This is a genomic window from Myxococcus dinghuensis (assembly GCF_024198235.1).
In the GTDB taxonomy this organism is placed as follows: Bacteria; Myxococcota; Myxococcia; order Myxococcales; family Myxococcaceae; genus Myxococcus; species Myxococcus dinghuensis.
In genome coordinates this window covers 220,351-242,027 of the sequence record NZ_JAKCFB010000011.1, presented here as the reverse complement: position 1 = coordinate 242,027, position 21,677 = coordinate 220,351, and the positions used below count along the sequence as shown (strand labels likewise).

General features: G+C 71.3%; 20 protein-coding genes and 1 pseudogene. 19 read left to right on the top strand and 2 right to left on the bottom strand.

Annotated features, from left to right (window positions below; all coding sequences use genetic code 11):
• Both LZ198_RS17745 and LZ198_RS17740 read right to left on the bottom strand, forming a co-directional pair.
• A pseudogene (locus tag LZ198_RS17745) lies at nt 1-290 on the bottom strand (type IV pilus twitching motility protein PilT); the annotation flags it as partial.
• 333 nt (nt 291-623) lie between these two features.
• Complete coding sequence (locus LZ198_RS17740) at nt 624-1,160, bottom strand: GNAT family N-acetyltransferase (RefSeq protein WP_253973170.1); 537 nt, start codon at nt 1,158-1,160, stop codon at nt 624-626.
• Between the two features lie 285 nt (nt 1,161-1,445).
• Here LZ198_RS17740 and LZ198_RS17735 point away from each other — a divergent pair, with 285 nt between their 5' ends.
• From LZ198_RS17735 to larC, 19 genes are all read left to right on the top strand, one after another.
• A complete protein-coding gene (locus LZ198_RS17735; RefSeq protein WP_253973169.1) occupies nt 1,446-2,165 on the top strand; it encodes a GTP-binding protein in 720 nt (239 codons plus the stop codon).
• On the top strand, nt 2,162-3,667 hold the full coding sequence (locus tag LZ198_RS17730; RefSeq protein ID WP_253973168.1) for an ATP-binding protein: 1,506 nt from the start codon (nt 2,162-2,164) through the stop codon (nt 3,665-3,667). Before LZ198_RS17735 ends, LZ198_RS17730 begins: the two co-directional genes overlap by 4 nt.
• Nucleotides 3,668-3,731: 64 nt before the next feature.
• Nucleotides 3,732-4,319, top strand: coding sequence for an NYN domain-containing protein (locus tag LZ198_RS17725; protein WP_253973167.1), 588 nt, complete (start codon nt 3,732-3,734; stop codon nt 4,317-4,319).
• A 120-nt stretch (nt 4,320-4,439) separates the two neighbouring features.
• Nucleotides 4,440-4,862: a VOC family protein gene (locus LZ198_RS17720; RefSeq protein ID WP_253973166.1), complete on the top strand. Its 423-nt coding sequence runs from the start codon at nt 4,440-4,442 to the stop codon at nt 4,860-4,862.
• A 19-nt stretch (nt 4,863-4,881) separates the two neighbouring features.
• Nucleotides 4,882-5,229, top strand: coding sequence for an ArsR/SmtB family transcription factor (locus LZ198_RS17715; RefSeq protein WP_253973165.1), 348 nt, complete (start codon nt 4,882-4,884; stop codon nt 5,227-5,229).
• Nucleotides 5,226-5,726, top strand: coding sequence for an SRPBCC domain-containing protein (locus LZ198_RS17710; RefSeq protein ID WP_253973164.1), 501 nt, complete (start codon nt 5,226-5,228; stop codon nt 5,724-5,726). The genes LZ198_RS17715 and LZ198_RS17710 overlap by 4 nt, the downstream gene beginning before the upstream one ends.
• 90 nt (nt 5,727-5,816) lie before the next feature.
• Entirely contained in the window at nt 5,817-6,851 is a 1,035-nt protein-coding gene (locus LZ198_RS17705; protein ID WP_253973163.1) for a hypothetical protein, read from the top strand.
• A gap of 197 nt (nt 6,852-7,048) precedes the next feature.
• Nucleotides 7,049-8,647 (top strand): hypothetical protein, encoded by a 1,599-nt coding sequence (locus tag LZ198_RS17700; RefSeq protein WP_253973162.1) that lies wholly within the window; start codon nt 7,049-7,051, stop codon nt 8,645-8,647.
• 279 nt (nt 8,648-8,926) lie between these two features.
• Nucleotides 8,927-10,825, top strand: coding sequence for a Hint domain-containing protein (locus LZ198_RS17695; RefSeq protein WP_253973161.1), 1,899 nt, complete (start codon nt 8,927-8,929; stop codon nt 10,823-10,825).
• A 130-nt stretch (nt 10,826-10,955) separates the two neighbouring features.
• A complete protein-coding gene (locus LZ198_RS17690) occupies nt 10,956-12,452 on the top strand; it encodes a hypothetical protein (RefSeq protein WP_253973160.1) in 1,497 nt (498 codons plus the stop codon).
• A gap of 57 nt (nt 12,453-12,509) precedes the next feature.
• A complete protein-coding gene (thiL, locus tag LZ198_RS17685; protein WP_253973159.1) occupies nt 12,510-13,442 on the top strand; it encodes a thiamine-phosphate kinase in 933 nt (310 codons plus the stop codon).
• A 76-nt stretch (nt 13,443-13,518) separates the two neighbouring features.
• Nucleotides 13,519-14,907: a methyl-accepting chemotaxis protein gene (locus LZ198_RS17680; RefSeq protein WP_253973158.1), complete on the top strand. Its 1,389-nt coding sequence runs from the start codon at nt 13,519-13,521 to the stop codon at nt 14,905-14,907.
• The gene (locus LZ198_RS17675; protein ID WP_253973157.1) at nt 14,904-15,413 is read left to right on the top strand and encodes an MmcQ/YjbR family DNA-binding protein; all 510 of its coding nucleotides are present in this window, start codon (nt 14,904-14,906) and stop codon (nt 15,411-15,413) included. Before LZ198_RS17680 ends, LZ198_RS17675 begins: the two co-directional genes overlap by 4 nt.
• A 48-nt stretch (nt 15,414-15,461) precedes the next feature.
• Nucleotides 15,462-15,884, top strand: a complete 423-nt coding sequence (locus LZ198_RS17670) for a chemotaxis protein CheW (RefSeq protein ID WP_253973156.1) — start codon at nt 15,462-15,464, stop codon at nt 15,882-15,884.
• Between the two features lie 70 nt (nt 15,885-15,954).
• Complete coding sequence (locus LZ198_RS17665) at nt 15,955-16,323, top strand: response regulator (RefSeq protein WP_234067856.1); 369 nt, start codon at nt 15,955-15,957, stop codon at nt 16,321-16,323.
• Between the two features lie 49 nt (nt 16,324-16,372).
• Nucleotides 16,373-19,105, top strand: a complete 2,733-nt coding sequence (locus LZ198_RS17660) for a chemotaxis protein CheA (RefSeq protein ID WP_253973155.1) — start codon at nt 16,373-16,375, stop codon at nt 19,103-19,105.
• Nucleotides 19,102-19,701 carry a chemotaxis protein CheC gene (locus LZ198_RS17655; protein ID WP_253973154.1) on the top strand — a complete coding sequence of 200 codons (600 nt, stop codon included), beginning with the start codon at nt 19,102-19,104 and terminating at the stop codon, nt 19,699-19,701. Before LZ198_RS17660 ends, LZ198_RS17655 begins: the two co-directional genes overlap by 4 nt.
• 25 nt (nt 19,702-19,726) lie before the next feature.
• Nucleotides 19,727-20,479, top strand: coding sequence for a nickel pincer cofactor biosynthesis protein LarB (gene larB, locus LZ198_RS17650; RefSeq protein WP_253973153.1), 753 nt, complete (start codon nt 19,727-19,729; stop codon nt 20,477-20,479).
• Between the two features lie 5 nt (nt 20,480-20,484).
• Nucleotides 20,485-21,657 (top strand): nickel pincer cofactor biosynthesis protein LarC, encoded by a 1,173-nt coding sequence (gene larC, locus LZ198_RS17645; RefSeq protein ID WP_253973175.1) that lies wholly within the window; start codon nt 20,485-20,487, stop codon nt 21,655-21,657.
• Nucleotides 21,658-21,677: the final 20 nt, after the last annotated feature.

The following is a 21,677-nucleotide window of genomic DNA, read 5'->3' as shown; positions in this document are numbered from 1 at the left end:
ACCGGGGCGGCGGGAGCCGGCGCGGGGGCGGGAGCGGGAGCCGGCGCGGGGGCGGGCGCCGCGGCCGTCTCCACCGCGCGCGACAGCCGCAGGTGCATCAGGTCGCCGCGGCGCATGGCGGCGATGGACAGGGCCCCCAGTCCGTTGGCGTTGACGGACCACTGGGAGGGCGCCTCGGACAACGTCGACGCGCGCGCCACGCCGACCATCGCCTGGAGCGCCCGGACGACGTCCTCGGTGGTGACCGCGGCGGGGTCCACCGGTTCGTAGCCGTTGCTCCCACGAATCATCGGCGGACGTCCTGTCGCCAGGGTCAGTTCCGTGACTCCGGGCCTCGACAAATGACGCAACAACTCAGCAAGGGGTTTCATGCGGGGTCGGTCGATGGACCGCGACGATGGGCGAACGCGGAGGACCCCAGGATAGTTGATGATCGAGCGGAAAGCGCCTGCCCCCCAGGGGTGGCGGCCCGGCGAGCGCTCGCCGGACACACGCCCACCCGGGGGGACCTGTCACGCCGGGGTGGGAGAGGGGGGCGCTCCGGGACCCGTGGGCCCGCGCGGAGCGACTTCGGACACGGGCGGGAGGCCACCCAGGGCCCCCCGCCAGGGACGACACCGGGACTACAGCTCCCGCGACATCAGGAGCCGCAGCTTGCCCGACTTCTTGGAGACCACGGTGGCCACCGTGGTGAAGTTGGCCTTGCGGTAGAAACTCACCGCCGGCGCATTGGACGGGTCCACGCGCAGTGCGATGGTCTTGCGGTACATGTCACGGGCCACGCGGAGCGCCTGCTCCAGCAGCACCATGCCCAGGCCCTTCTTGCGCAGCTCCGGCTTCACCACGATGTTGCGCAGGTAGGCGGCGCCGGGGACCGGGCCGTCGCGCTCCACCGTGACGTAGCCGACGATCTGGTTCTGCAGCCTGGCCACGTGGACGAACGGCTTGAGCTGGCTGAGCGCCTTCAGGCTGTCGTCCGGGGTCTCACCCCGGGTCTTCCAGGGTTCGGAGCTGGCGCGCAGGGCGGCCACCGCCGTCATATCCTCGTCGGTGGGCTGGCTGAACTTCACCGCCGCCATCAGGTCGTTGGGGAGGCCCACCGCATCCAGCACCGGGGCGGGGGCCAGCTCCACGCCCGGGTCCACCTGCTTCATCGTCATCGCCTTGCTCCTCCGTCGCGCTGCGATCCTAACCGCACCCCCGGGACCCATGCACGCAGTGATTCCGCGCACATTGTCATCTCAAGTGAGGAGATTTCCTTCCCGGGAGTGTGAGCGCTGGATTTCGGCCAACCCCGAAAACGCCGCTCCCATTCCACCTGGGCCCCTCCCGCTTCCACAGCGGGCGGGCGGCCGGCCTTCCACGGTGGCCGCCTTCCCACTATAAAACCCCGGTCGTTCCATGCGAGGGCTGGCCCCCTCTCCTCGACCCCGCCGAGCCGCCTTTTGCAACTCAACCACGCCCAGCGCGAGCTGACGCTCAAGATCGTCTATTACGGTCCCGGACTCAGCGGGAAGACGACGAATCTGCGTCAGCTCCACGCCCGGGCGAGCCCCGAGGTGCGCGGCCGGCTGCTGACGGTGGAGACCCACGACGACCGGACCCTGTTCTTCGACTTGCTCCCGGTCTTCTTCTCCACGTCTTCCGGCTTCAAGGTGAAGGTCAAGCTGTTCACGGTTCCCGGCCAGGTCATCCACAACGCCACGCGTCGCATCGTGCTGCAGGGGGCGGACGCGGTGGTGTTCATCGCGGACAGCCGGCACAGCGCCACGGCGGAGAACAACGCCTACTGGCGCAACCTGCAGGACAACATGCGGGAGAACGGGTTGGACGTGGCCCAGGTGCCCGTCGTCATCCAGTTCAACAAGCGGGACCTGCCGGACGCCCGGTCGGACCAGGAGCTGGAGGAGGCGCGCGGCCGGGGCGGGGAGCTGGTGGTGGGCGCCGTGGCGCTCAAGGGCGAGGGCGTGCTGGAGACCTTCCACGCGGTGGCGCAGGCGGCGTACCGGCGCCTGGATGCCCGGGCGCACCTGGCGCGCAACGTGGGGCTGTCCGAGGAGGAGTTCCTGTCGCAGGTGTTCCGGCGGATGGACCTGTCGGGCACCCAGCTGGTGGGCCGCTATGCGCCCGCCGCGCGGGAAGAACAGGCGGGGAGCGGGCGATGAGCGGCGCCTACCAGGGGGACGGATTCGGCGCGCCGCGCCGCGAGTCGGTGCTCCAGCGGCGCCTGTCGCTGGGCGACATGCTCGACCTGCCGTCCTTCACGGAGGTGGTGAAGAGCTTCAGCGAGCTGTACCGCGTGGGCATCAAGGTGCTGGACGCGCGGGGCGCGAAGCTGGCGGACGTGAAGGTGGGCCACGGGGACTTCTGCGCCTACGTGTTCTCCTTCCCGGACGGGCGCTCGCGCTGCACGGCCACGGTGGCCCGGGTGAAGGACGGCCCGGTGGCGCCCGTGCAGGGCGCGCGCGCGGCCCAGGTGGATGGCCAGGAGTCCGCGGGGCTCATCGCGCTGCCGTGCTTCACCGGCCTGCGCTACCTGGTCATGCCGGTGCGCTGGGAGGGGGACCTGCTGGGCCGGGTCATCCTGGGGCCCTTCACCCCGGAGGAGCTGGGGGACTTCCCGCAGACGCTCACGGACATCTCCGGGCTGGAGCTGGCGCGGGCGCAGGAGCTGGTGGCGAAGGTGCGGCGCGCGCCCGAGCGCACCGTGGCGCAGGTGCTCACGCACTTCGGGCAGGTGCTGGGCGCGCTCGTGGCCAGCGGCCACCGGGCGTACCTGACGACGCAGCTGCACATCGAGGCGATGCTGGAGACGCACCGCGAGCTGGAGGCGCAGAACTCCCGGCTGGCGCAGGCGAACACGCGGCTCAAGGAGCTGGACCGGCTCAAGTCCACCTTCCTGGGCACCGTCAGCCACGAGCTGCGCACGCCCCTGGCGTCCATCATCGGCTACTCGGAGATGCTGGCGGAGGGGCTGGCCGGCGCGCTCAACCCGGAGCAGCTGCTGTACGTGCGCACCATCGTGGAGAAGGGCGAGTCGCTGCTCAACCTCATCTCCTCCATCCTCGACCTGAGTCAAATCGAAGCCGGCAAGCTGCGCCTGTCCATCTCCCCGGTGGACCTGGCCTCCGTCGTCCAGACGGCGGTGTCGAGCGTGATGCCGCAGGCGCAGCGCAAGGGCGTGGAGCTGGAGGTGCGGCTGCCGCCCCAACCCCGGCCCCGGCTGGCGGGTGACGCGGACAAGCTGCGCCAGGTGCTGGTGAACCTGCTGGCCAACGCGCTGAAGTTCACCGCGTCCGGCGGGCGCGTGTCCGTGGTGCTGTCCGAGGTGGGCGCCCAGGAGGAGCTGCTGGGCATGTCCGGCTACCGCGTCTGCGTGGAGGACACGGGCGTGGGCATCCGCGAGGACCAGTTCACCCGCATCTTCCAGAGCTTCTACCAGGTGGACGGCAGCTCCACGCGCGAGCACGGCGGCGCGGGGCTGGGGCTGGCCATCGTGAAGAGCCTGGTGGAAGGCCACGGCGGCAAGGTGTTCGTGGAGAGCGAGTTCGGCCACGGCTCGCGCTTCACCGTCGTGCTGCCGCTGCAGCCGCCGATTCCGGAGCACGGCCTGCTCACCGCGCCCGCGCCGGTGCCGGAGTCCCCCTCCGGACCCGACCGCTTCTGACGCGTCCGGTCGCGCGCACGCAAAGCCCCCCTCCGGGCCCGCGCCGGGCATATTGTCCGCGTCCATGCTCACCGGACGACCTCCCGCCGCCTCCTATGTGCTCATCGATGCGGAGAACATCGACTGGGCCGTCTCCAACGTCGTGGGCCGCAAGCCCGAGGCCCAGGACCGCGTGCAGTTCGACCGGCTGGTGGCCTTCTGCGAGAGCTACTTCCCGTCGCCGGTGCGCTGCATCGTCGTGCTCAACGCGCGCGGCGAGCAGTTGCCCGACGTGATGATCGGCTTCATCCGCGCGCTGAAGTCCGCCGGCTGCGAGGTGGCGCTGCTGTACGGGCGGCCGGACCAGAAGGTGGTGGACCTGGGCATCCTCAAGCTCCTGGAGACGCTGCGCACCCAGCGCCCCAAGGCGGCGGTGGGCCTGGCCAGCCACGACGGCGCGGACTTCGCGGACGCCCTCAAGCCCATGCTCGAGGAGAAGCGCCAGGTGGCCGTGCTGGGGTTGCGTGAGTACGTCAGCCAGCGCTTCCGCGAGCTCGTCCCCTCGGGCCTCAAGATCCTCGACCTGGAGCTCAACGCGCGCGTGTTCCAACGCCCCCTGCCGCGCCTGCTCCCCGTCAACGTGGACGAGTTCGACCCGATGCTCTTCCTGTAGCCCCCAGGGCCCGGGCGAGGGCCCGCACGCCCTCGCTCGCCGCGCGACTTGCGAAATGTTAACGCACACGTTAAATATTGCCTCGAATCGACAACCACTTCACGTGGGAGGAGGCAGGTCATGCGACAGGTTCCCGAGGGCTGGACGCGCGTCACGCCGGGGTTGTTCTACGAGGACGCCCCGGCGGCCATCGACTTCCTGTGCCGGGTCTTCGGCTTCGAGACGCGGCTGAAGGTGGAGGCGGGGCCGGGCGTCGTCGTCCACTCCGAGCTCGTCTTCGGAGAGGGCCTGGTCCTGGTCAACTCGCTGCAGAAGCTGCGCGAGCAGCGTCCGGGCGTCCAGGCGGGGCCCGGCAGCGCGTACCTGATGCTCTACGTGGACGACGTGGACGCGCACTGCGCGCGGGCGCGCGCCGCGGGCGCGCGAATCACCACGGAGCCGCGCACGAGCGACTACGGCGACGACTACTGGACCGACCGGAGCTACTCCGCCGAGGACCCCGAGGGCCACACCTGGTGGTTCGTGCAGCGCATGAAGGGCTGAGGACGGGAGCGAGGACGCCATGGGTGCCGCCCGTCGACTGGACCAGACCCTCACCGCCCTGGCGGACCCCACGCGCCGCGGGGTCATCGACCTGCTGCGCAAGCGTCCGCGCCGCGCGGGGGAGCTCGCCGCCGCCTTCGAGATGACGCCGCCGGCGATGAGCCGGCACCTGCGCGTGCTGCGCCAGACGGGCCTGGTGGAGGAGGAGGCCGTGGACGACGACGCCCGCGTGAAGCTCTACCGCCTGCGCCCGGAGCCCTTCTCCGAACTGCGCGCGTGGCTCGACGAGGTGGAGGCCTTCTGGGGCGACCAGCTCGACGCCTTCAAGGCGCACGCCGAGCGCACGCGCGGGAGGAAGGGCCCGTGAGCGCCGCCGACCCGCAACCCCAGGTCGCGCGGGTGACCACGTTCATCCGCGTGGCGCCGGACGTCGCCTTCACCGTCTTCACCGAGGAGACCGACCTGTGGTGGCGGCGCGGCGTGCGCTTCCGCGGCTCCGCCTCGCCCCGGAGCGTGGTGCGCTTCGAGGGAGGCGCGGGAGGGCGGCTGGTGGAGGAGGACGCGGAGGGCGCGTTCGAGATTGGCCGCGTGCTCCAGTGGGAGCCCGGCGCGCGGCTGCGCTTCGAGTGGCGCGGCAGGAACTTCGCCCCCGGCGAGAAGACGGAGGTCGACGTGCGCTTCGAGCAGGCCCCCGGCGGGACGCGCGTCGTGCTCGAGCACAAGGGGTGGGAGGCGCTGCGCCCGGACCACCCCGTGCGACACGCCAGGCCCGTCTCCGAATTCCTGGCGATGATGGGGCTGTGGTGGGCGGACCAGACCACTCCCTGGCGTCTGAATGCCGAGCGCAATCATGTGAGGCCTTGAGGCGCGCCTGGGCGGCCCTGTTTTGTTACGGGGCTGGAAATACACACCCATAGTGTGTATTCTGTTCGGAGTCGAACAGTGGGGAGCGCCATGCCTTCGCGCCGTCCGGGCCGTTGGGGACGTGTCTGTCTTGCCCTCATGGTGTGGGTGGGGGGCTGTACCCAGGCTTCGTTCCCGGAGGGCGCGTCCTCGGAGCCCGCGGTCCCCGAGGAGTCGCTCGGCACCCAGTCCTCGCGCGTCGTCACGTCGTCCTATCTGGACCTGCGGCTGCGCGTGGGGCGCGCGGTGGCCATCGGCCGCACGTGCGGCGCGTCGAACGAGGTGACGCCGTCCTGCGTGAGCACCAGCGGGTCGGACATGCACTTCCACTTCATCGCGCCGTACGACGGCAGCTACACCTTCGCCACCGACCCGGTGGACAACACCAACTTCGACACGGTGGTCCAGGTGACGGACTGGAACACCGGCGCGTCGCTCGGGTGCAACGACAACGCGTCCAGCCTGACGCTCACCTCCGCGGCCCCGGTGAACCTGGCGAGGAACCAGGAGGTGCGAATCACGGTGGACGGCAAGGGCACCTCCTGCGGTCTCTTCCAGCTCAACATCGACCCGGTGCCGTCCTCCTGCGGCGCCTGCAACACGCCCCCGGGCCCCTGCTTCCTCCCGAACGGGACGTGTGACGGCTCGACCTGTGTCTACACCCCCCGCGCCGTCGGCTCGGCGTGTAACGATTCCGATGCTTGCACCCTCAACGAGACATGTAGCGCGACGGGGGCATGTGTCGGGACCGCCGTGTCATGCAAGACACCGCCTGGCACCTGCTTCGAGCGGCTGGGCACGTGCAACACGACGACGGGCGCTTGTTCGTACGCGAAGAAGGCCGCGGGCACCGCGTGTGACGACGGGGACTCCTGTACGTCCGGTGACGCCTGCAACAACGGCGTCTGCTACAGCGGCGTCCGCGTGTGCTGTGAGACGGGGGTGTTCTGCAACGGCTCCTGCTGCGCGGTGGGGAGCTACTGCTCCGGCGGCGTCTGCCGGTCCAACTGCCTCTCCACGGTGGAGTTGGACGGGCCGGGCGCGGGCCTGATTCCCGCCTGTCCTCAGGAAGCCTTGCCTGATTGACGCATCGCGCGCGGGTTTGACAGACCCCGGGTCAAAGCCTCACCAGTCGGCCAAGTCCCGATATGTCGGGGTCGGCTGACTCACTCAGATGTCGAGATTTTTCACTTTGCGTCTTGTAAATGTTTGAGCATTGGCTCATAAGGGCGCCGTTGTACCGCTGATCTGAAACCAGCAGTGGAACGAAGAGGGGGAAGCCCATGAACAAGCGCGCGAGGCGCTCGTGTCTTGCTTTTGCGTCGATGCTGGCGCTCGTCGGCTGTGGCACGCAGCCGGAGGTCGAGGAGGCGCAGCCCGCGCCCCGGCCCGTGCAGTCGAACCGGCTCCATTCGGAGCGTGGTGGTATCGGCCTGCTGCTGGACTCCAGCTCCGGCGACAAGTCCGCGATGGCGGTGTTGACGGTGGACCCGCGCAAGTCGCTGGCGGTGACGGACCAGGCCATCGTGAGCACGTTCAGCCTCAAGGAGGTGCTGGACCAGCTCGTCGCGCAGGGCGGCGTGCCGGGACAGACCAGCCTGCTGCTGTACCGGCAGCTCTGGGACACGCAGAACCAGAAGCCGGGCCTGAGCCTGGGGCAGCACTGTAACGACGTGGTCGTCGGCAACCAGGCGCAGTTCAACACCTATCCCTATCAATGTCCCCGGACGGAGGGCTCCCAGGCCTCGCAGGACCCGTTCAACCCGTCCACCGGCACCAACGGCTACAAGGCGCTGGGCCTGTTCAACCGCTTCGACCTGGCGCCGGCGGACGGGGCCAACTGCGGCGAGTACCGCATCGTCTTCGCGCGCAACGGCGGCGGCCGCAACTTCATGATTTTCGAGGCGGTGCTGCCCAACCCCAACCCGGACCAGGGGCTGGAGGGCTGCCTCCCGGTGGCGGACTTCTGGGCGAAGCTGAGCGCCACGCCGAGCGTCACCGAGCGCGCCACGGCGCTGCACACCTTCTACATGCAGGGCCTGCCCGGCTTCCGGCCGGTGGTGCACATCGACAACTACGGCGCCAACCCGGCGACGGGTGACGGGCAGATCCGCACCAACCAGTTCATGGGCGGCAACTGGAACCTGCGCGAGTTCAAGCTGCAGAAGACCTGCAACAGCACGGGCTGCACGTCGCTGCGGGCCCTCATGGCCACGGACAAGGTGAACCCGTTCGGCGGCCTGTTCAACCCGACGAGCACGCACGCGCGCGCCGAGGACTTCCGCCTCTTCTTCGCCACCCAGGTGGAGGCGCTGGCCAACCCCGACATCAACCTCTTCAACATGGCGGTGCAGGACCAGTTCAACGGCGGCCAGAGCGACGCGCAGGCCACGGAGAACAACTACCCCTTCCAGTTCGGGACCGGGACGTCCACGCTGCGCAACCTCATCACCGCGGAGCTGACCCGCATCGGCAGCACGCTGACGGCCAACCAAATCGTCGCGCGCGCCGGGGCCCTGTCGTGCGCCGGCTGCCACCAGTTGAGCAACGGCACCAGCCTGGGCGGCGGCCTGACGTGGCCCAACTCGCTGGGCTTCACGCACATCGCGGAGACGACGGAGACCGGCCCGGACGGCCCGCGCTTCATCATCTCCTCCGCGCTCACGGGCACGTTCCTGCCGCACCGCAAGGCGGTGTTCGAGGCCTACCTGGGCAAGCCCCGCGCGTGCCGCAACCCGTGCAGCCCCGGCAACCGCATGCCGACCACCTGCTCGGCGTGCACGACGACCGTGTGCGAGGGCGACCCGTTCTGCTGCACGGACCTGTGGGACGTCATCTGCGTGGAGCAGGCCGTGGACGTGTGCGAGCTGTCCTGCGGCTAGTCGCCGCGGGCCTGGGCGTTGGAATCCGGTGTCCCCGCGGGTGGCAGTCCGGCACCCCCGCGTCCGTGGGGACACCTTGCAGTGCGGTACGCGAGCAGGGCGGGCGCTCCATGCGCCCCGCCCAGGGGGGCTCGGTCTCCTCCGGCGGTCGGACGCGGTGGTCGCGTCCGGCTCCGGCGTCCACGACGGAGGGGACTCGCATCCAGGACAGTCGTCACAGCCGTCGTGGACGTGTGGGTCGTTGCCAAGGCAGTCCACTGCACTTCGAGGGGGTAACACATGAAGCCGTTCTCGCGTTTCTCGGTACCTGTTTCCGCGGCCCTGCCGCTCGTCGCGCTCGCGACGTCCGCGTGGGCCGTCCCGCTGCGCGCCCTGGACCGCGGTCTGGACCGCGCGACGTTGACGGAGGACTCGCAGTACATGCGCCGCATCCACGAGGAGAAGTCGCGCGGCGCCTCGACCGAGGCGGTCGCCATCGACCTGGCGGACCCCAACCAGTACCGCTTCGTGCTCAACCGGCTGAAGGGCTCCGGCAAGACGGCGGCCAACGCGCCCAAGCTGTTCGAGCGGCTGGGGCTCGCCCGGGAGAAGGCCCTGGCGCGCCAGGCCGGCAAGCAGCCGGAGGCCCTCGCCATCACCAACTGGGGCTGTGACCACTTCCTCAGCCTGGGTCGCGGCGTCCCCTCCGGCTCGCTGCGCACCTACAAGAGCAACCCCTGGGCCGCGTGCCTCAACGGCGCCAGCTACGTCTACACGGACATCGTCGCCTTCAACTCCAACATGCCGGAGACGGAGAACCTCATCGTGGACTCGGCCTCCGGCGAGGAGTTCGCGGCGGGCCAGAGCTTCGACGACGTCATCGTCAACCCGGCCATCCCGACCAACCTGGACCGGCAGCTCGTCCTGGACTCGATGATGATCGCGATGAACGAGAACACGGGCGAGGAGGTCGTCACCTACCTGCGCGCCCAGACCGCGTCGACGCCGGGCGCGGCGAACCTGACCATCATCCACCCGCGCCTGGCCGGCGCCGCCAAGCCCAACACGGAGCTGTGCCAGATGCGCGGTGGCATGGACTGTGACTACGCCGCCGCCGTCGTCTCCGGCTCCTCGCTGGCCCCCGCGGGCCCGGCCACGCCGACGAGCGTCGCGATGCGCAACACCGCCATCACCACGTCGTGGGTGGGTGACGCCGCCAACAACTTCCCCACCACGGAGACGTGGGTCAACACCAACGTCTACGTGCCCACGCAGTTCACCTTCAACGCGGGCTCGCGCAACAGCATCAACTGCGTCGTGAAGAGCATCAACAAGGACTCCTCCAAGGTGCGCCTGGTCAAGACGGTCACCGGCGGCACGTGCATGACCCAGCAGGTCATCGGGTCGCAGCTCGACGGCGGCATCGGGCAGAACACGTTCACGCCCAAGCTCTTGGCGAACATGACGCGTGAGACGTCCATCCCCGGCACGGGCACGGAGAACTGCAACGCGCAGAGCATCATCAACCAGGCGGTGGAGTACGTCATCACCGTGAGCACGAAGGTGACGTGCGGCACCACGGCGGAGTTCCCCGCCACCGTGACGGTGCGCCTGAAGAGCGACGACCGCTACCAGTACGGCGTGATGGTGTGGAACAGCTGCATGGCCGAGGGCACGAAGGTGGTGCTGGCCGACGGCACCATCGTCCCGGTGGAGGCCGTGAAGAAGGGCGACAAGCTGGTGACCAACGCCAAGGGCGACATGCTCACGGTGACGGACGTCCAGTCCGGTGGCGAGAAGGACCTGATGGTGAACCTGCGTGACGACAAGGGCCACGCGGTGAGCCTCACGGAGAAGCACCCGGTCATCCTGGCCAACGGCAAGGCGGTGTTCGCCAGCGCGCTGAAGGTCAACGACCGCGTCAGCACCCGCGACGGCGATGCCACGCTGACCCAGATCACCCGCACCAAGTACACGGGCAAGGTCTACAACTTCAACCTGGGCACCCCGGCGGAGCTGGCCAAGGCGGGCAAGGACGCCAACACGCTGTTCGCCAATGGCATCCGCGTGGGCGACAATGCCATGCAGGGCGACATGTCCGCGCCGGTGGCGGACACGCGCGCCATCCTCGAGCGGCTGCCCACCGTCTGGCACCAGGACTACACCCAGTCGCCGTCGTTCGTGGCGGGCCAGCGCTAGTCGGCCCGAAGGCAGCATCGCCGGACGGCCCCTTCCGGGGTGACGTCCGGCCCTGGCGCCCCACCGGTTGAGTCTCCACCGGTGGGGCGTCGTTGCGTGTGTGGACAACCCGGACGTGGCAGGAGCAAGGATGCGAAACGCCGTCGTCGTCAGCGTGCTGGTGTCTGTGCTGTGGACGCAGGGGGGCTGTGGTGAGGAGCCGCCCATTCCGGCGCCGCCGGGGTTCTGCCCCGAACGTCCGCCCGCGCAGTCCCCCTTCCAACCGCCGACCTCGCCGGTGTCGCTGCCGTGGCCGGGCGTGCTCGCCTCGCGCGCGACGCCGTCGCTGGCCCAGGAGGACCTGGGCCCGGACGGCCGGCGCTGGTGGGCGGAGCCGTGTGTCATGGGGACGCCGGGCCTGACGCCCAACGCGCCCTGGGTCGCGATGGAGGACGCGGGCCACGCGCTGGCGCTGTGGTCGGAGTCGGACGGCCGGGACGAGCGGCTGTGGTTCAGCGTGCTGGAGCCGGACACCGGCTGGACGCCCGCGGAGGCCCTGGGCCTGTTCCGCCGCTCGCCGCAGGCGCCCCTGACGGCGCGTCAGCCGCAGGTGGTGCTGGACGCCTCGGGGCGGGCGCTCGCCGTCTGGATGCAGTCGGAGGGCACGTCGCCCGTGGAGCTGTGGGCGAGCCGCTTCACGCCCGGCGAGGGCTGGCTCAAGCCGGACCCGGTGATGGCCGTCCCCCTGGGCGAGCCGACGGCGTTCCAGCTGGCCATCGACATGGGCGGCAACGCCACGCTGACGTGGTCGCAGTTCGACGGCGACACCTTCAGCGAGAACATCTGGGCCGCGCGCCTCGAGGGCGACGAGGGCTGGGGCGAGGCGCGCCGCATCGACACGCCGGTGCCGGGCTTCTCGCTGGAGCCGCGGCTGTCGCTCGGCCAGGACGGCCACGCGGTGGTGGCGTGGTACCGGCTCGACGAGTTCGAGGGCCTGCTCGGCGCCTGGGTGGCGCGCTGGACGCCGGAGGACGGCTGGCTCGCGGCGGAGCAGGTCAACGCGGCGGGCGTCGAGGGCTACAACACGGAGGCGGTGGCGGGGCCCCAGGGCTCCGTCCTCGCGGTGTGGAGCGAGATTGCCTCCGTGCAGGTGGAGCTGTGGGCGCGGCGCTTCACGCCCGGCACCGGGTGGGGCACGCCGGAGCGGCTGGAGACGGCGCTGGGCACGACGAGCGCGGGGCGGGCCACGCCGGAGCGCAACGGGCGCACCCTGGTGGTGTGGCCCCGCTTCGACGGGACGCGGGTGCGGCTGTCCTCCCGCGCGTACGACTTCGCGCAGGGCTGGCGCGAGGGCTACGGCGACTTCGGCGTGCAGTCCGAGGGCAACGCGCGCGAGCCCTGGCTGGCCAACGGCCCCCAGGGACAGTTCATCGCCGTCTGGGCGCAGGAGCTGGCGTCCGACCGGCAGCGCATCTTCACCAGCCGCTATGCGCCGGGCCAGGGCTGGGGGCGCGCGGTCAAGCTCGACGAGACGTCCATCCCGCTGACGGGCACGCCCCGGCTGTCCGTGGGCGAGGACGGGGCCGCCGTGGCCACGTGGCTGCACGGGGGCGAGGCGCCGGGCATCGGCGTGAGCGTGCTCCAGTAGCGCCGGGCCCCGCGACGAGCGTTGCCCTGGGGCGGCGGGTGGTCTTTCCTGCCGGGGATGCCCGGTGAGTTCGACTTCATCCGCCGCTTCCTCCACCACTTCCCCAAGGCCCGCGTCCCCGTGGGGCCGGGGGACGACTGCGCGGTGCTGCCGCCCTCGCGCCGCCCGCTGTGCGTCACCACCGACGCGCTGGTGGAGGACGTGCACTTCACCCGCGCCGCGTTCTCGCCGGAGGACATCGGCCACAAGGCCCTGGCGGTGAACCTGTCCGACCTGGCCTCCATGGGCGCCACGCCGCGCTGGTTCGTCTGCGCGCTCGCGCTGCCCCGCGACTTCCCCGCGCGCGAGCTGTCCGGGCTCGCCCGGGGCATGGCCGCGCTCGCCCGCGCGCACCGCGTGGCGCTGGTGGGGGGCAACTTCACCTCCGCCCGCGAGGTCTCCATCACCATCACCGCCGCGGGCGAGCTGTCGCGCGCGCCGCTCACCCGCGCGGGCGCCCGCCCCGGCGACCTCCTCTATGTGTCCGGCACGCTCGGCGACGCGCGCCTGGGGCTTGTGCACCTGCGCGCCGGCAGGCGGCGGGGCGACGCCGTGCGCCGGCAGCGCCGCCCCGAGCCCCGCGTCGCCCTGGGGCGCCTCGCCGCGCGCTACGCATCCGCCGCACTGGATGTTTCCGATGGGCTTGCACAAGACCTGGGTCACCTGTGCGTGACTTCCGGGGTGCGGGCGGAGGTGGAGCTCGGGCGGCTGCCCTTGTCGGCGGTGGTGCGACGGGAGCTGGGCCCCGAGGGCGCGCTGGCGGGAGGCGAGGATTACGAGTTGCTCCTGGCTGTTCCCCCGAGGCGCGGGCGGGCATTCGAGCGCGCGTGTGGCGCGGCCGGACACACGGTGACGCGCATCGGCGTGTTCTCCGAGGGAAACGGGTGGGTGATCCGCGATGCGGCGGGCCGCGCGGTGGACCGCCCGGGCGGGTTCGACCACTTCGGCTAGCCGTTGGGTGGATTGACCCTGCCGGACAGCAAGGCTAAATCCCAAGTCGCTTCCGCCCCTCCCCCGAAAGCAACCCGTGCGCCGTCCCCTTCGCGACGACACTGCCCCAGGCCTGACTCCCCGCCGCGAGCCGTTGCAGCGACTGCTGCGCGCCGTGGACAGCCCCCGTGCGACCCGGGTGGTCTCCCTCCACTGGCGAATCTCCACCGGCTACGTGGTGCTCGGGTCGATGTTGATCGCCTGGATGTTCGGGGCGGACGCGCTCCTCAGCCTGGTGTTCGGGGAGCTGGGCGCGCTGTCGCGGGACCTGCTGCGGCTGGGCGTGGCGGTGCTCATCACCGGGGCGGCCGCGGCGGCGCTGCCCTCGCTGCTGGCGCGGGTGACGCGGGTGAAGGTGCTCAGCCGCTCCGCGTACGAGATTTCACAGGGGGACCTGTCGAAGCCGGTGGTGGCGGACGAGGACGGCCGCAAGCGCGACGAAATCGACGAGCTGACGGGCGCCATCATCCGGATGCAGGAGAACCTGCGCGAGCTGGTGGGGAAGATCCAGGAGACGGCCAAGAGCGTGGCGGACACGGCCATCGACCTGCAGCGCTCGGCGGAGAACGTGAACGGGTCCACGGAGGAGGTGGGCTCGTCGATGAACATCATCGCCGGCGGCGCGGAGTCGCAGTCGCAGCTCGTCTCCAAGGCGTCCAAGGTCATCACGGAGATGGCCAGCAGCATCCAGCGCACCACGGGGAGCGCGGAGGACGCGGCGAAGACGACGGCGGAGACGAGCAGCGCGGCGGAGGACGGCTCCAAGGCGGCGCGGCTGGCCGGCGACAAGGTGAAGAAGGTCTTCAACCGCATCGAGGCCGCCAGCCAGCAGGTGTTCGCCTTCGGCGAGAAGACGCAGGAGATCTCCAAGATCGTCGACGCCATCACCCAGGTGGCGCAGCAGACGAACCTGCTGGCGCTCAACGCGACCATCGAGGCGGCGCGCGCGGGTGAGTACGGCCGCGGGTTCGCGGTGGTGGCGGACGAGGTGCGCAAGCTGGCGGAGAGCGCGGGCCGGTCCGCGGAGCAGATCTCCAAGCTGGCGCGGGACATCTCCGGCCAGTCCGTCTCCGTGGTGAGCGCCATGAAGGAGGGCATCGCGGAGCTGGCCGAGGGCCGCGAGGACCTGACGAACATCGTGCGCTCCATGGGCGCCATCACCGACACCATCCGCAAGGGTTCGGAGAAGGTGCACCTCATCTCCGAGAGCGCCCGCGAGCAGCACAAGGGCAGCGAGGAGATGGTGAAGGCCATCGAGGAGATCAAGCTGGTGGCGCGCAACAACGCCTCCTCCACGGAGGCCATCCAGTCCGTCATCCAGGAGCAGACGGCGGCGGTGTCGCGCATGACGTCGCTGGCCAGCGAGCTGACCAACCTGTCCGTCGAGCTGCAGAGCGTGGTGCGCAGCTTCCGCCTGGGGTCATGAGCACCTCCGCCCAGCGCCAGCCGGACGCCGCGCTGCGGGCCGCCGAGGCGCGGCTGCGCGAGGTGATGCTCGGGCTGCCGGAGACGACGGAGGAGTTCCCCTGGGGCCACCGCACGGCCAAGGTGAAGGGGAAGATGTTCGCCATCCTGGTGCTGGACGCGGAGGGGCTGCGCGTCACCACCAAGCTGCCCACGACCCACGAGGCGGCGCTGATGCTGCCCTTCGCGGAGCCCACGGGCTACGGGCTGGGCAAGAGCGGCTGGGTGACGGCGTCCTTCGCCCGTGGGCAGGTGGTGCCGGTGGACCTGCTGTCGATGTGGGTCCACGAGAGCTTCCGCGCGGTGGCGCCCAAGGCGGTGTTGGCGGCGTGGGAGGCGGGTGGTTCGCCCGGGGTGAAGAAGTCCACCCGCAAGCGGGCGGCGGTGAAGAAGAAGGTCGCGGCGGGTGTGCGTGGAGCGAAGACGGCTCGCGCGGCGCCGCGGACGAAGGTGAAGCGGTCGAGGTGAAGGGCGGGGCGGTTCCGGTCAGGGCAAAGCTGGTACAACGCGAGTCCAGTGCGGCACGTCATCTTCCGGGTGGAGAAGGAGCGCTACGGACTGCCCTTGTCGGCGGTGCGGGAGGTCGTCGTGCCTCCAGAGCGCTTCACCCGGGTGCCGAGGGCGCCGTCGGCCATCACCGGGGTGATGAACCTGCGGGGCCGGGTGGTGACGGTGGTGGAGTTGCGACAGTTGCTGGGGTTGCCGGAGGGTGGCACCCCCCAGGCCCGCGTGGTTCTGCTGGACCGAGGGCGGAGGGATCTGGGACTGTTGGTGACGGATGTGGATGGAATCGAGGCGGTGGAGCGCGTGAGCGCTGCGCCGGGGAAGTTGACGCCAGCCATTCGTGGCGTCGCCCGGCTGGGTGGCCTGGGGGTGACCGTGTTGGACCCCGAGGGATTGGATGCCGCGGTGGTTGCCTTGTTCACCCATTCCAAGTGAGTAGCCCCCTGGAAAGCGCGGGTGATAGTGTCCGCGTTCCTCTAGGTGATTCGGAGGCGGAGTTCTTCACATGGCTAAGCGGGTCCTGGTCGTCGACGATGCCATCTTCATGCGCAACATGATCAAGGACATCTTCGCGTCTGGAGGGTTCGAGGTCGTCGGCGAAGCGGCCAATGGCCTGGAGGCCGTGGAGAAGTACAAGGAGTTCAAGCCCGACCTCACGACGATGGACATCGTCATGCCGTTCAAGAGCGGCATCGAGGCCACGCGGGAGATCATCAAGCACGACAGCAGCGCGGTGGTCATCATGTGCTCCGCGCTCGGTCAGGAGAGCCTGGTGATGGAGGCCATCGAGGCGGGTGCCTCGGACTTCATCGTCAAGCCGTTCCGGGCCGAGGACGTGCTGGCCGTGGTGAAGAAGGTCCTGGGAGAGGCGTGAGCGGAGACGCGGTCGCCCGGTCTCCCGGCGCTTCCTGACGAGGTCGGACATGACGATGGACATGTCCCGCTACCTGGGCCTCTTCATCTCCGAGGCCAGTGAGCACCTGGAGGCGCTCGGGCGGGACCTCGTGCAACTGGAGCGAGAGGGCTCCTCCAGCGCGGTGGACTCGATGTTCCGCCACGCGCATTCCGTCAAGGGCATGGCGTCGTCGATGGGCTTCGAGCCCATCGCCATCCTCGCGCACCGCGTGGAGGACCTGGTCGACGCCGTGCGCCAGGACCGGGGCCGGCTGGACCGGGACCTGGTGGACCTGCTGCTGTCGGCCTCGGACACGCTGCTGGCGCAGGTGCGCGCGGTGGCCGAGGGACGGCCGCCCGAGGACCCCGCCGCGCTGCTGGCCCAGTTGGGCGCGCGCGTCACCGCCATGACCGGGCACGCGCCCTCCGCCACCCGCGTGGCGAAGGTGACGGTGCTCAAGTCGGACGGCGACGGAACCGGTGGTGACGACCCCGGCGGCGGTGGTGGCGCGTCGGGTTCGGGTTCGTCTGGCGCCGGTGGCGCGTCGGGCGCGGGTTCGTCCGGGACGGGGGGCTCGTCAGGCTCCGGTGCTGCTGGCGCTGGTGGCACGTCGGGCACGAGCCCGTCAGGGACGGGGGGCTCGTCAGGCTCGGGTGTTTCGGGGCCGGGTGGTACGTCGGGCACGAGCCCGTCAGGGACGGGGGGCTCGTCAGGCTCGGGTGTTTCGGGGCCGGGTGGCACGTCGGGCACGAGCCCGTCCGGGACGGGTGGCTCGTCAGGCTCCGGTGCTGCTGGCGTGGGTGGCACGTCGGGCACGAGCCTGTCAGGGACGAGCGGCTCCTCGGGCGCGGACTCCTCGGGGAGCGCGCGGGGCCACGGGCCAGGTGCATCGGGTGCGAGCGGCGTCTCCGGTGAGGGCGTGTCGCCCGGAGCGGTGGGCGCCGAGTCCCGGGGCGCGTCGGTGGGGCCGGTCTCGACGGGCGAGGCCGGTATCTCTGGCACGGGGCCTCCAGCGGCGAGTGGCGTGTCGTCGGGTTCGGGTGACGGCGCCTCCGCGTCCGGTGCTCCGGGCTCGGGCGCGGGTGTTCCGCCCGCCGCGCCGCGGTTGTCCGCGCCGGATGCTTCGACTGGAGGGACCGGCGCCTCCTCGGGCAACCTCGCCACGGGCCCGGTGCTCGCGGACCCCGCGAGCTCGCGGGTGGTGTCCGAGCTGGGACACGCCCTCAAGGCGGCCTCGTCCGGTCCGCTTCCCGGGGACGCGCCGGAGGGGCGCTCCACGCAGCGCTGGGCGGTCCGGTTGCGCATCGCGCCCACCTGCCAGGTGCCCGGCGTGCGCGCGTTCCTCGTCCACAAGCGCCTCACCAACCTGGGCACGCTCCTGGACCTGCGCCCCGCGCTGGAGGAGCTGAAGGCCGGGCGCATCCCGGATGGCTACATCCAGCTCGAGCTGGAGACGTCCGTGGGCGACACGGGCATCCACGCGTCCCTCAAGAACGTGGCGGAGGTCGAGGTCGTCTCGGTGAAGCCCGCCATCGCGCTGCCCATCGCGCTGCCCGTGGCACCGCCGGCGGCGGAGGGCGCGCGCGGCGCCACCGGGGACTCCTCGTCGCGCACGGTGCGCGTGCGCACGGAGCTGCTCGACTACTTCCTCGACACCGTGGGCGAGCTGATGCTTGCGACCGCCCGCCTGCGCGAGGTGGGCAAGGTGCTCCCGGAGACGGTGCGCCCCGCGCTGGAGGAGGGCGTCTACCGGCTGCACACGCTGGTGAAGGACCTGCACGACAAGGTGATGACCGCGCGCATGACGCCGCTGTCGCTCATCACCGACCGGCTCCCCCGCGCCGCGCGCGACATCGCCCGGCGCAAGGAGCGCGAGGTCGACCTGGTCATCACCGGCGCCGAAATCGAGCTCGACCGCGCCATCCTCGACGAGCTGGCGGACCCGCTGCTGCACCTCTTGCGCAACTGCATCGACCACGGCCTGGAGTCCCCCGAGGAGCGGCTGGCGGCGAAGAAGGGTCCGCGCGGGCGCGTGCTCGTGGCCGTCAAGCGCGCCAGGGATCGGGTCATCATCGAGCTGGAGGACGACGGCCGGGGCATGAACCCGGCGAAGCTCAAGGCCGCGGCGGTGGCGCGCGGGCTGCTCACGCCGGAGGCCGCGGCGCGCATGACGGACCGCGAGGCCTTCATGCTGTCGTGCCTGCCCGGGGTGTCCACGGCGAAGGACGTGACGGACATCTCCGGCCGCGGCGTGGGCATGGACGCCGTCAAGCGCGTGGTGGAGAACGTGGGCGGCACGCTCGAAATCGACAGCGAGCCGGGGCGGGGCACCCGCTTCACGCTGCGCCTGCCGCTGACGGTCGCGGTGGTGCACCTGCTGCTCGTGGAGGTGGGCGAGGAGGTCTTCGGCCTGCCCATCGCCAAGGTGGTGGGCGCCACGGAGGCGGATGGCGACGCGCTCAGCCGCAGCCGTGAGACGGCACTGCTCCCCCACGGCAACTCGCTGCTGCCCGTGCACGCGCTGGACATGCTCGTCGGGGTCCCGGCCCCCGCGCGCCAGGGCCTGCGCCCCTTCGTGGTGATGGAGGGCGACGCGGGCCGCGTGGCGCTGGGGGTGGACCGGCTGCTCGGCCAGGAGGAGGTCGTCCTCAAGCCCCTGTCGCGTCCCCTGGACCTGCTGCCCGGCCTCTCCGGAGTGACCATCCTCGGCAGCGGCCGACCCGTCTTCATCCTGGATGTGCCGAGGTTACTGTCCGCGTGAGCCTCCCCCTTCCCAGCGATGCGCAGCTCGACGCCCTGCGCGAGGTCACCAACATCGGCTGTGGTCATGCCGCCAACGCGCTCTCCCGGTTGATGGGCGGGCGGCAGGTGGACCTCTCCGTGCCGCGAGTGCTGCTCACCGGCCCCTCCGACGCGGCGGGCCTGTTGGGCGGCGACGCGCAGGCGGTGGCCGCGTGGCTGGCCATCTCCGGCGGTCTCAAGGGCGTCATGTTGATGGCGCTGCCGTTGGCGGAGGGGCAGGCGCTGGAGTCGCTGCTGCTCGGACGCCCCACGTCGGAGCAGGCGGAGCGGGACAGCGCGGTCGCGGAGGCGGCGAACATCGTCGCCAGCGCGTGCCTGTCCGCCATCGGCAAGCTGACGGGCTGGAAGCTGATGCCGTCCGTGCCCACGCTGCGCCGGGGAGGCGCCCGGGCGCTGGTGGACGCGGCGGTGGGGCAGGTGGACGGCGACGCCAGCCGGGTCGTCGTCCTGGAGGCGCGCTTCATGGCCGCGGCGGCCCCCCCGGTGAGCGGGCAGCTGCTGCTGGTGCTGGAACGGGAGAGCATCCGCGCCCTCCTGGCGCGGCTGGGCGTGTAGCCCGTTTCGGGGTACACGGGCGCCCATGGATGAGAAGGCGCTGAAGCAGCTGCTCGGCAGCGTGAAGTCCGGCCGCGTCTCCGTGGACGACGCCGTGGGGCGACTCAAGGACCTGCCCTTCGCGGAGCTGGGCTACGCGACGCTCGACACCCACCGCAACCTGCGCTTCGGGTTCCCGGAGGTGGTGCTGGGCGAGCCGAAGACGGCGGAGCAGATTCTGGGCATCGTGGGCGCGCTGGTGGAGCGCAAGCAGACGGTGCTGGTGACGCGGCTGCAGCAGGAGAAGGCGGAGGCGCTGCTGGCCCGCTTCCCCAAGGGGCAGTACCACCCGGTGGCGCGCATCTTCCACCTCAAGCAGGGCAAGGTGCGCGCGGGCCGCGTGGCCATCGTCACGGCGGGGACGAGCGACATCCCGGTGGCGGAGGAGGCCGCGGTGACGGCGGAGGCCCTGGGCGCGGAGGTGCGGCGCGTCTACGACGTGGGCGTGGCGGGCATCCACCGGCTCCTGCGGCGCCGGGAGGAAATCCAGGAGTGCCACGTCGCGGTGGTGGTGGCCGGCATGGAGGGCGCGCTCGCGAGCGCGCTGGGCGGCCTGGTGGGCATCCCCGTCGTCGCGGTGCCGACGTCCGTGGGCTACGGCGCCAACTTCAAGGGCGTGTCCGCGCTGCTGGCGATGGTGAACTCGTGCGCCTCCAACGTGGCCACGGTGAACATCGACAACGGGTTCGGGGGTGGATTCTACGCGGCCCTCATCTCCCGCACGAAGGGACGGCGGTGAGCGGCATGCGACGCATCCTCTACCTGGAGCCGGTGGGCGGCATCGCCGGGGACATGTTCCTGGCGGCGGGCATCGACCTGGGGCTCGCGCCCGCGGACCTCGAGGCGGCGCTGCGCGGGCTGGAGGTGCCGGGCTGGAAGCTGGCGGTGAGCCGCGCGGTGCGCCACGCCATCAGCGGCACGCACCTGGACGTGGTGCTGGACGCGCGCGAGGCGCACCCGCACCGGGCCTACGCGGACATCCGCCGGCTCATCGAGGCTGCGCCCACGCTGCCGCCCCGGGCGAAGGAGCGCGCGCTCGCGGTGTTCCGCGCCATCGGCGAGGCGGAGGCGAAGGTGCACGGCGTCTCCATCGACGACATCCACTTCCACGAGGTGGGCGCGGTGGACTCCATCGTGGACATCTGCGGCGCGGCGGTGGTGCTCGAGCTGCTGGGGGACCCGGAGGTCCACGCCGCCCCGCCGCCGCTGGGCAGCGGGACCATCCGCGTGGCGCACGGGAGCATGCCCATCCCGGTGCCCGCGACGATGGAGCTGCTGCGCGACGTGCCCGTGCGCTTCGAGGGCGTGGGCGAGCTGACGACGCCCACCGGCGCGGCGCTGTTGAAGGTGCTCACGCGCATCGGCCACCCGCCGGACTTCATCATCGAGAAGGTCGGCTACGGCGTGGGTACGAAGGACTTCAAGGACCGGCCCAACGTGCTGCGCGCGTCGCTGGGGCGCGTGGAGACGCCGCGCGCGGAGGGGCTGTGGGTGGTGGAGGCGAACCTGGACGACGCCACGCCGCAGCTTCTGGGGCACCTGCTGGAGCGGCTGTTCACGGTGGGCGCGCTGGACGCGTGGGTGTCGCCCGTGGTCATGAAGAAGAGCCGGCCGGGCCACGTGCTCAGCGCGCTGGTGGAGGGGAGCGGGCGCGAGTCGGTGGTGGACCTGCTGCTGCGCGAGTCCACCACGCTCGGCGTGCGCTACCACCGCGTGGAGCGTCAGGCGCTGGAGCGCGACTGGGTGCAGGTGGAGACGCCCTGGGGCCGCGTGCGCGTGAAGCGGGGCCTGCGCGACGGCGCCGTCCTCAACGCTCATCCGGAGTTCGAGGACTGCCGCCTCGTCGCGGAGGCCGCGGGGGTGCCGGTGAAGCAGGTGATGGCGGCCGCGCTGGTGGCGCTCGGCCTGCCCTCCTGATGACGGAGCCGCCGCGCGCG

What these genes read in the sequence shown, in the direction of transcription:
- LZ198_RS17730 (WP_253973168.1), top strand. Translation starts at nt 2,162, where the DNA reads ATGAGCGGCGCCTACCAGGGGGACGGATTCGGCGCGCCGCGCCGCGAG.
- LZ198_RS17700 (WP_253973162.1), top strand. Translation starts at nt 7,049, where the DNA reads ATGAACAAGCGCGCGAGGCGCTCGTGTCTTGCTTTTGCGTCGATGCTG.
- larC (WP_253973175.1), top strand. Translation starts at nt 20,485, where the DNA reads ATGCGACGCATCCTCTACCTGGAGCCGGTGGGCGGCATCGCCGGGGAC.
- LZ198_RS17660 (WP_253973155.1), top strand. Translation starts at nt 16,373, where the DNA reads ATGACGATGGACATGTCCCGCTACCTGGGCCTCTTCATCTCCGAGGCC.
- LZ198_RS17705 (WP_253973163.1), top strand. Translation starts at nt 5,817, where the DNA reads ATGCCTTCGCGCCGTCCGGGCCGTTGGGGACGTGTCTGTCTTGCCCTC.
- LZ198_RS17725 (WP_253973167.1), top strand. Translation starts at nt 3,732, where the DNA reads ATGCTCACCGGACGACCTCCCGCCGCCTCCTATGTGCTCATCGATGCG.
- LZ198_RS17665 (WP_234067856.1), top strand. Translation starts at nt 15,955, where the DNA reads ATGGCTAAGCGGGTCCTGGTCGTCGACGATGCCATCTTCATGCGCAAC.
- larB (WP_253973153.1), top strand. Translation starts at nt 19,727, where the DNA reads ATGGATGAGAAGGCGCTGAAGCAGCTGCTCGGCAGCGTGAAGTCCGGC.
- LZ198_RS17690 (WP_253973160.1), top strand. Translation starts at nt 10,956, where the DNA reads ATGCGAAACGCCGTCGTCGTCAGCGTGCTGGTGTCTGTGCTGTGGACG.
- LZ198_RS17720 (WP_253973166.1), top strand. Translation starts at nt 4,440, where the DNA reads ATGCGACAGGTTCCCGAGGGCTGGACGCGCGTCACGCCGGGGTTGTTC.
- LZ198_RS17695 (WP_253973161.1), top strand. Translation starts at nt 8,927, where the DNA reads ATGAAGCCGTTCTCGCGTTTCTCGGTACCTGTTTCCGCGGCCCTGCCG.
- LZ198_RS17740 (WP_253973170.1), bottom strand. Translation starts at nt 1,160, where the DNA reads ATGACGATGAAGCAGGTGGACCCGGGCGTGGAGCTGGCCCCCGCCCCG.
- LZ198_RS17715 (WP_253973165.1), top strand. Translation starts at nt 4,882, where the DNA reads ATGGGTGCCGCCCGTCGACTGGACCAGACCCTCACCGCCCTGGCGGAC.
- thiL (WP_253973159.1), top strand. Translation starts at nt 12,510, where the DNA reads ATGCCCGGTGAGTTCGACTTCATCCGCCGCTTCCTCCACCACTTCCCC.
- LZ198_RS17675 (WP_253973157.1), top strand. Translation starts at nt 14,904, where the DNA reads ATGAGCACCTCCGCCCAGCGCCAGCCGGACGCCGCGCTGCGGGCCGCC.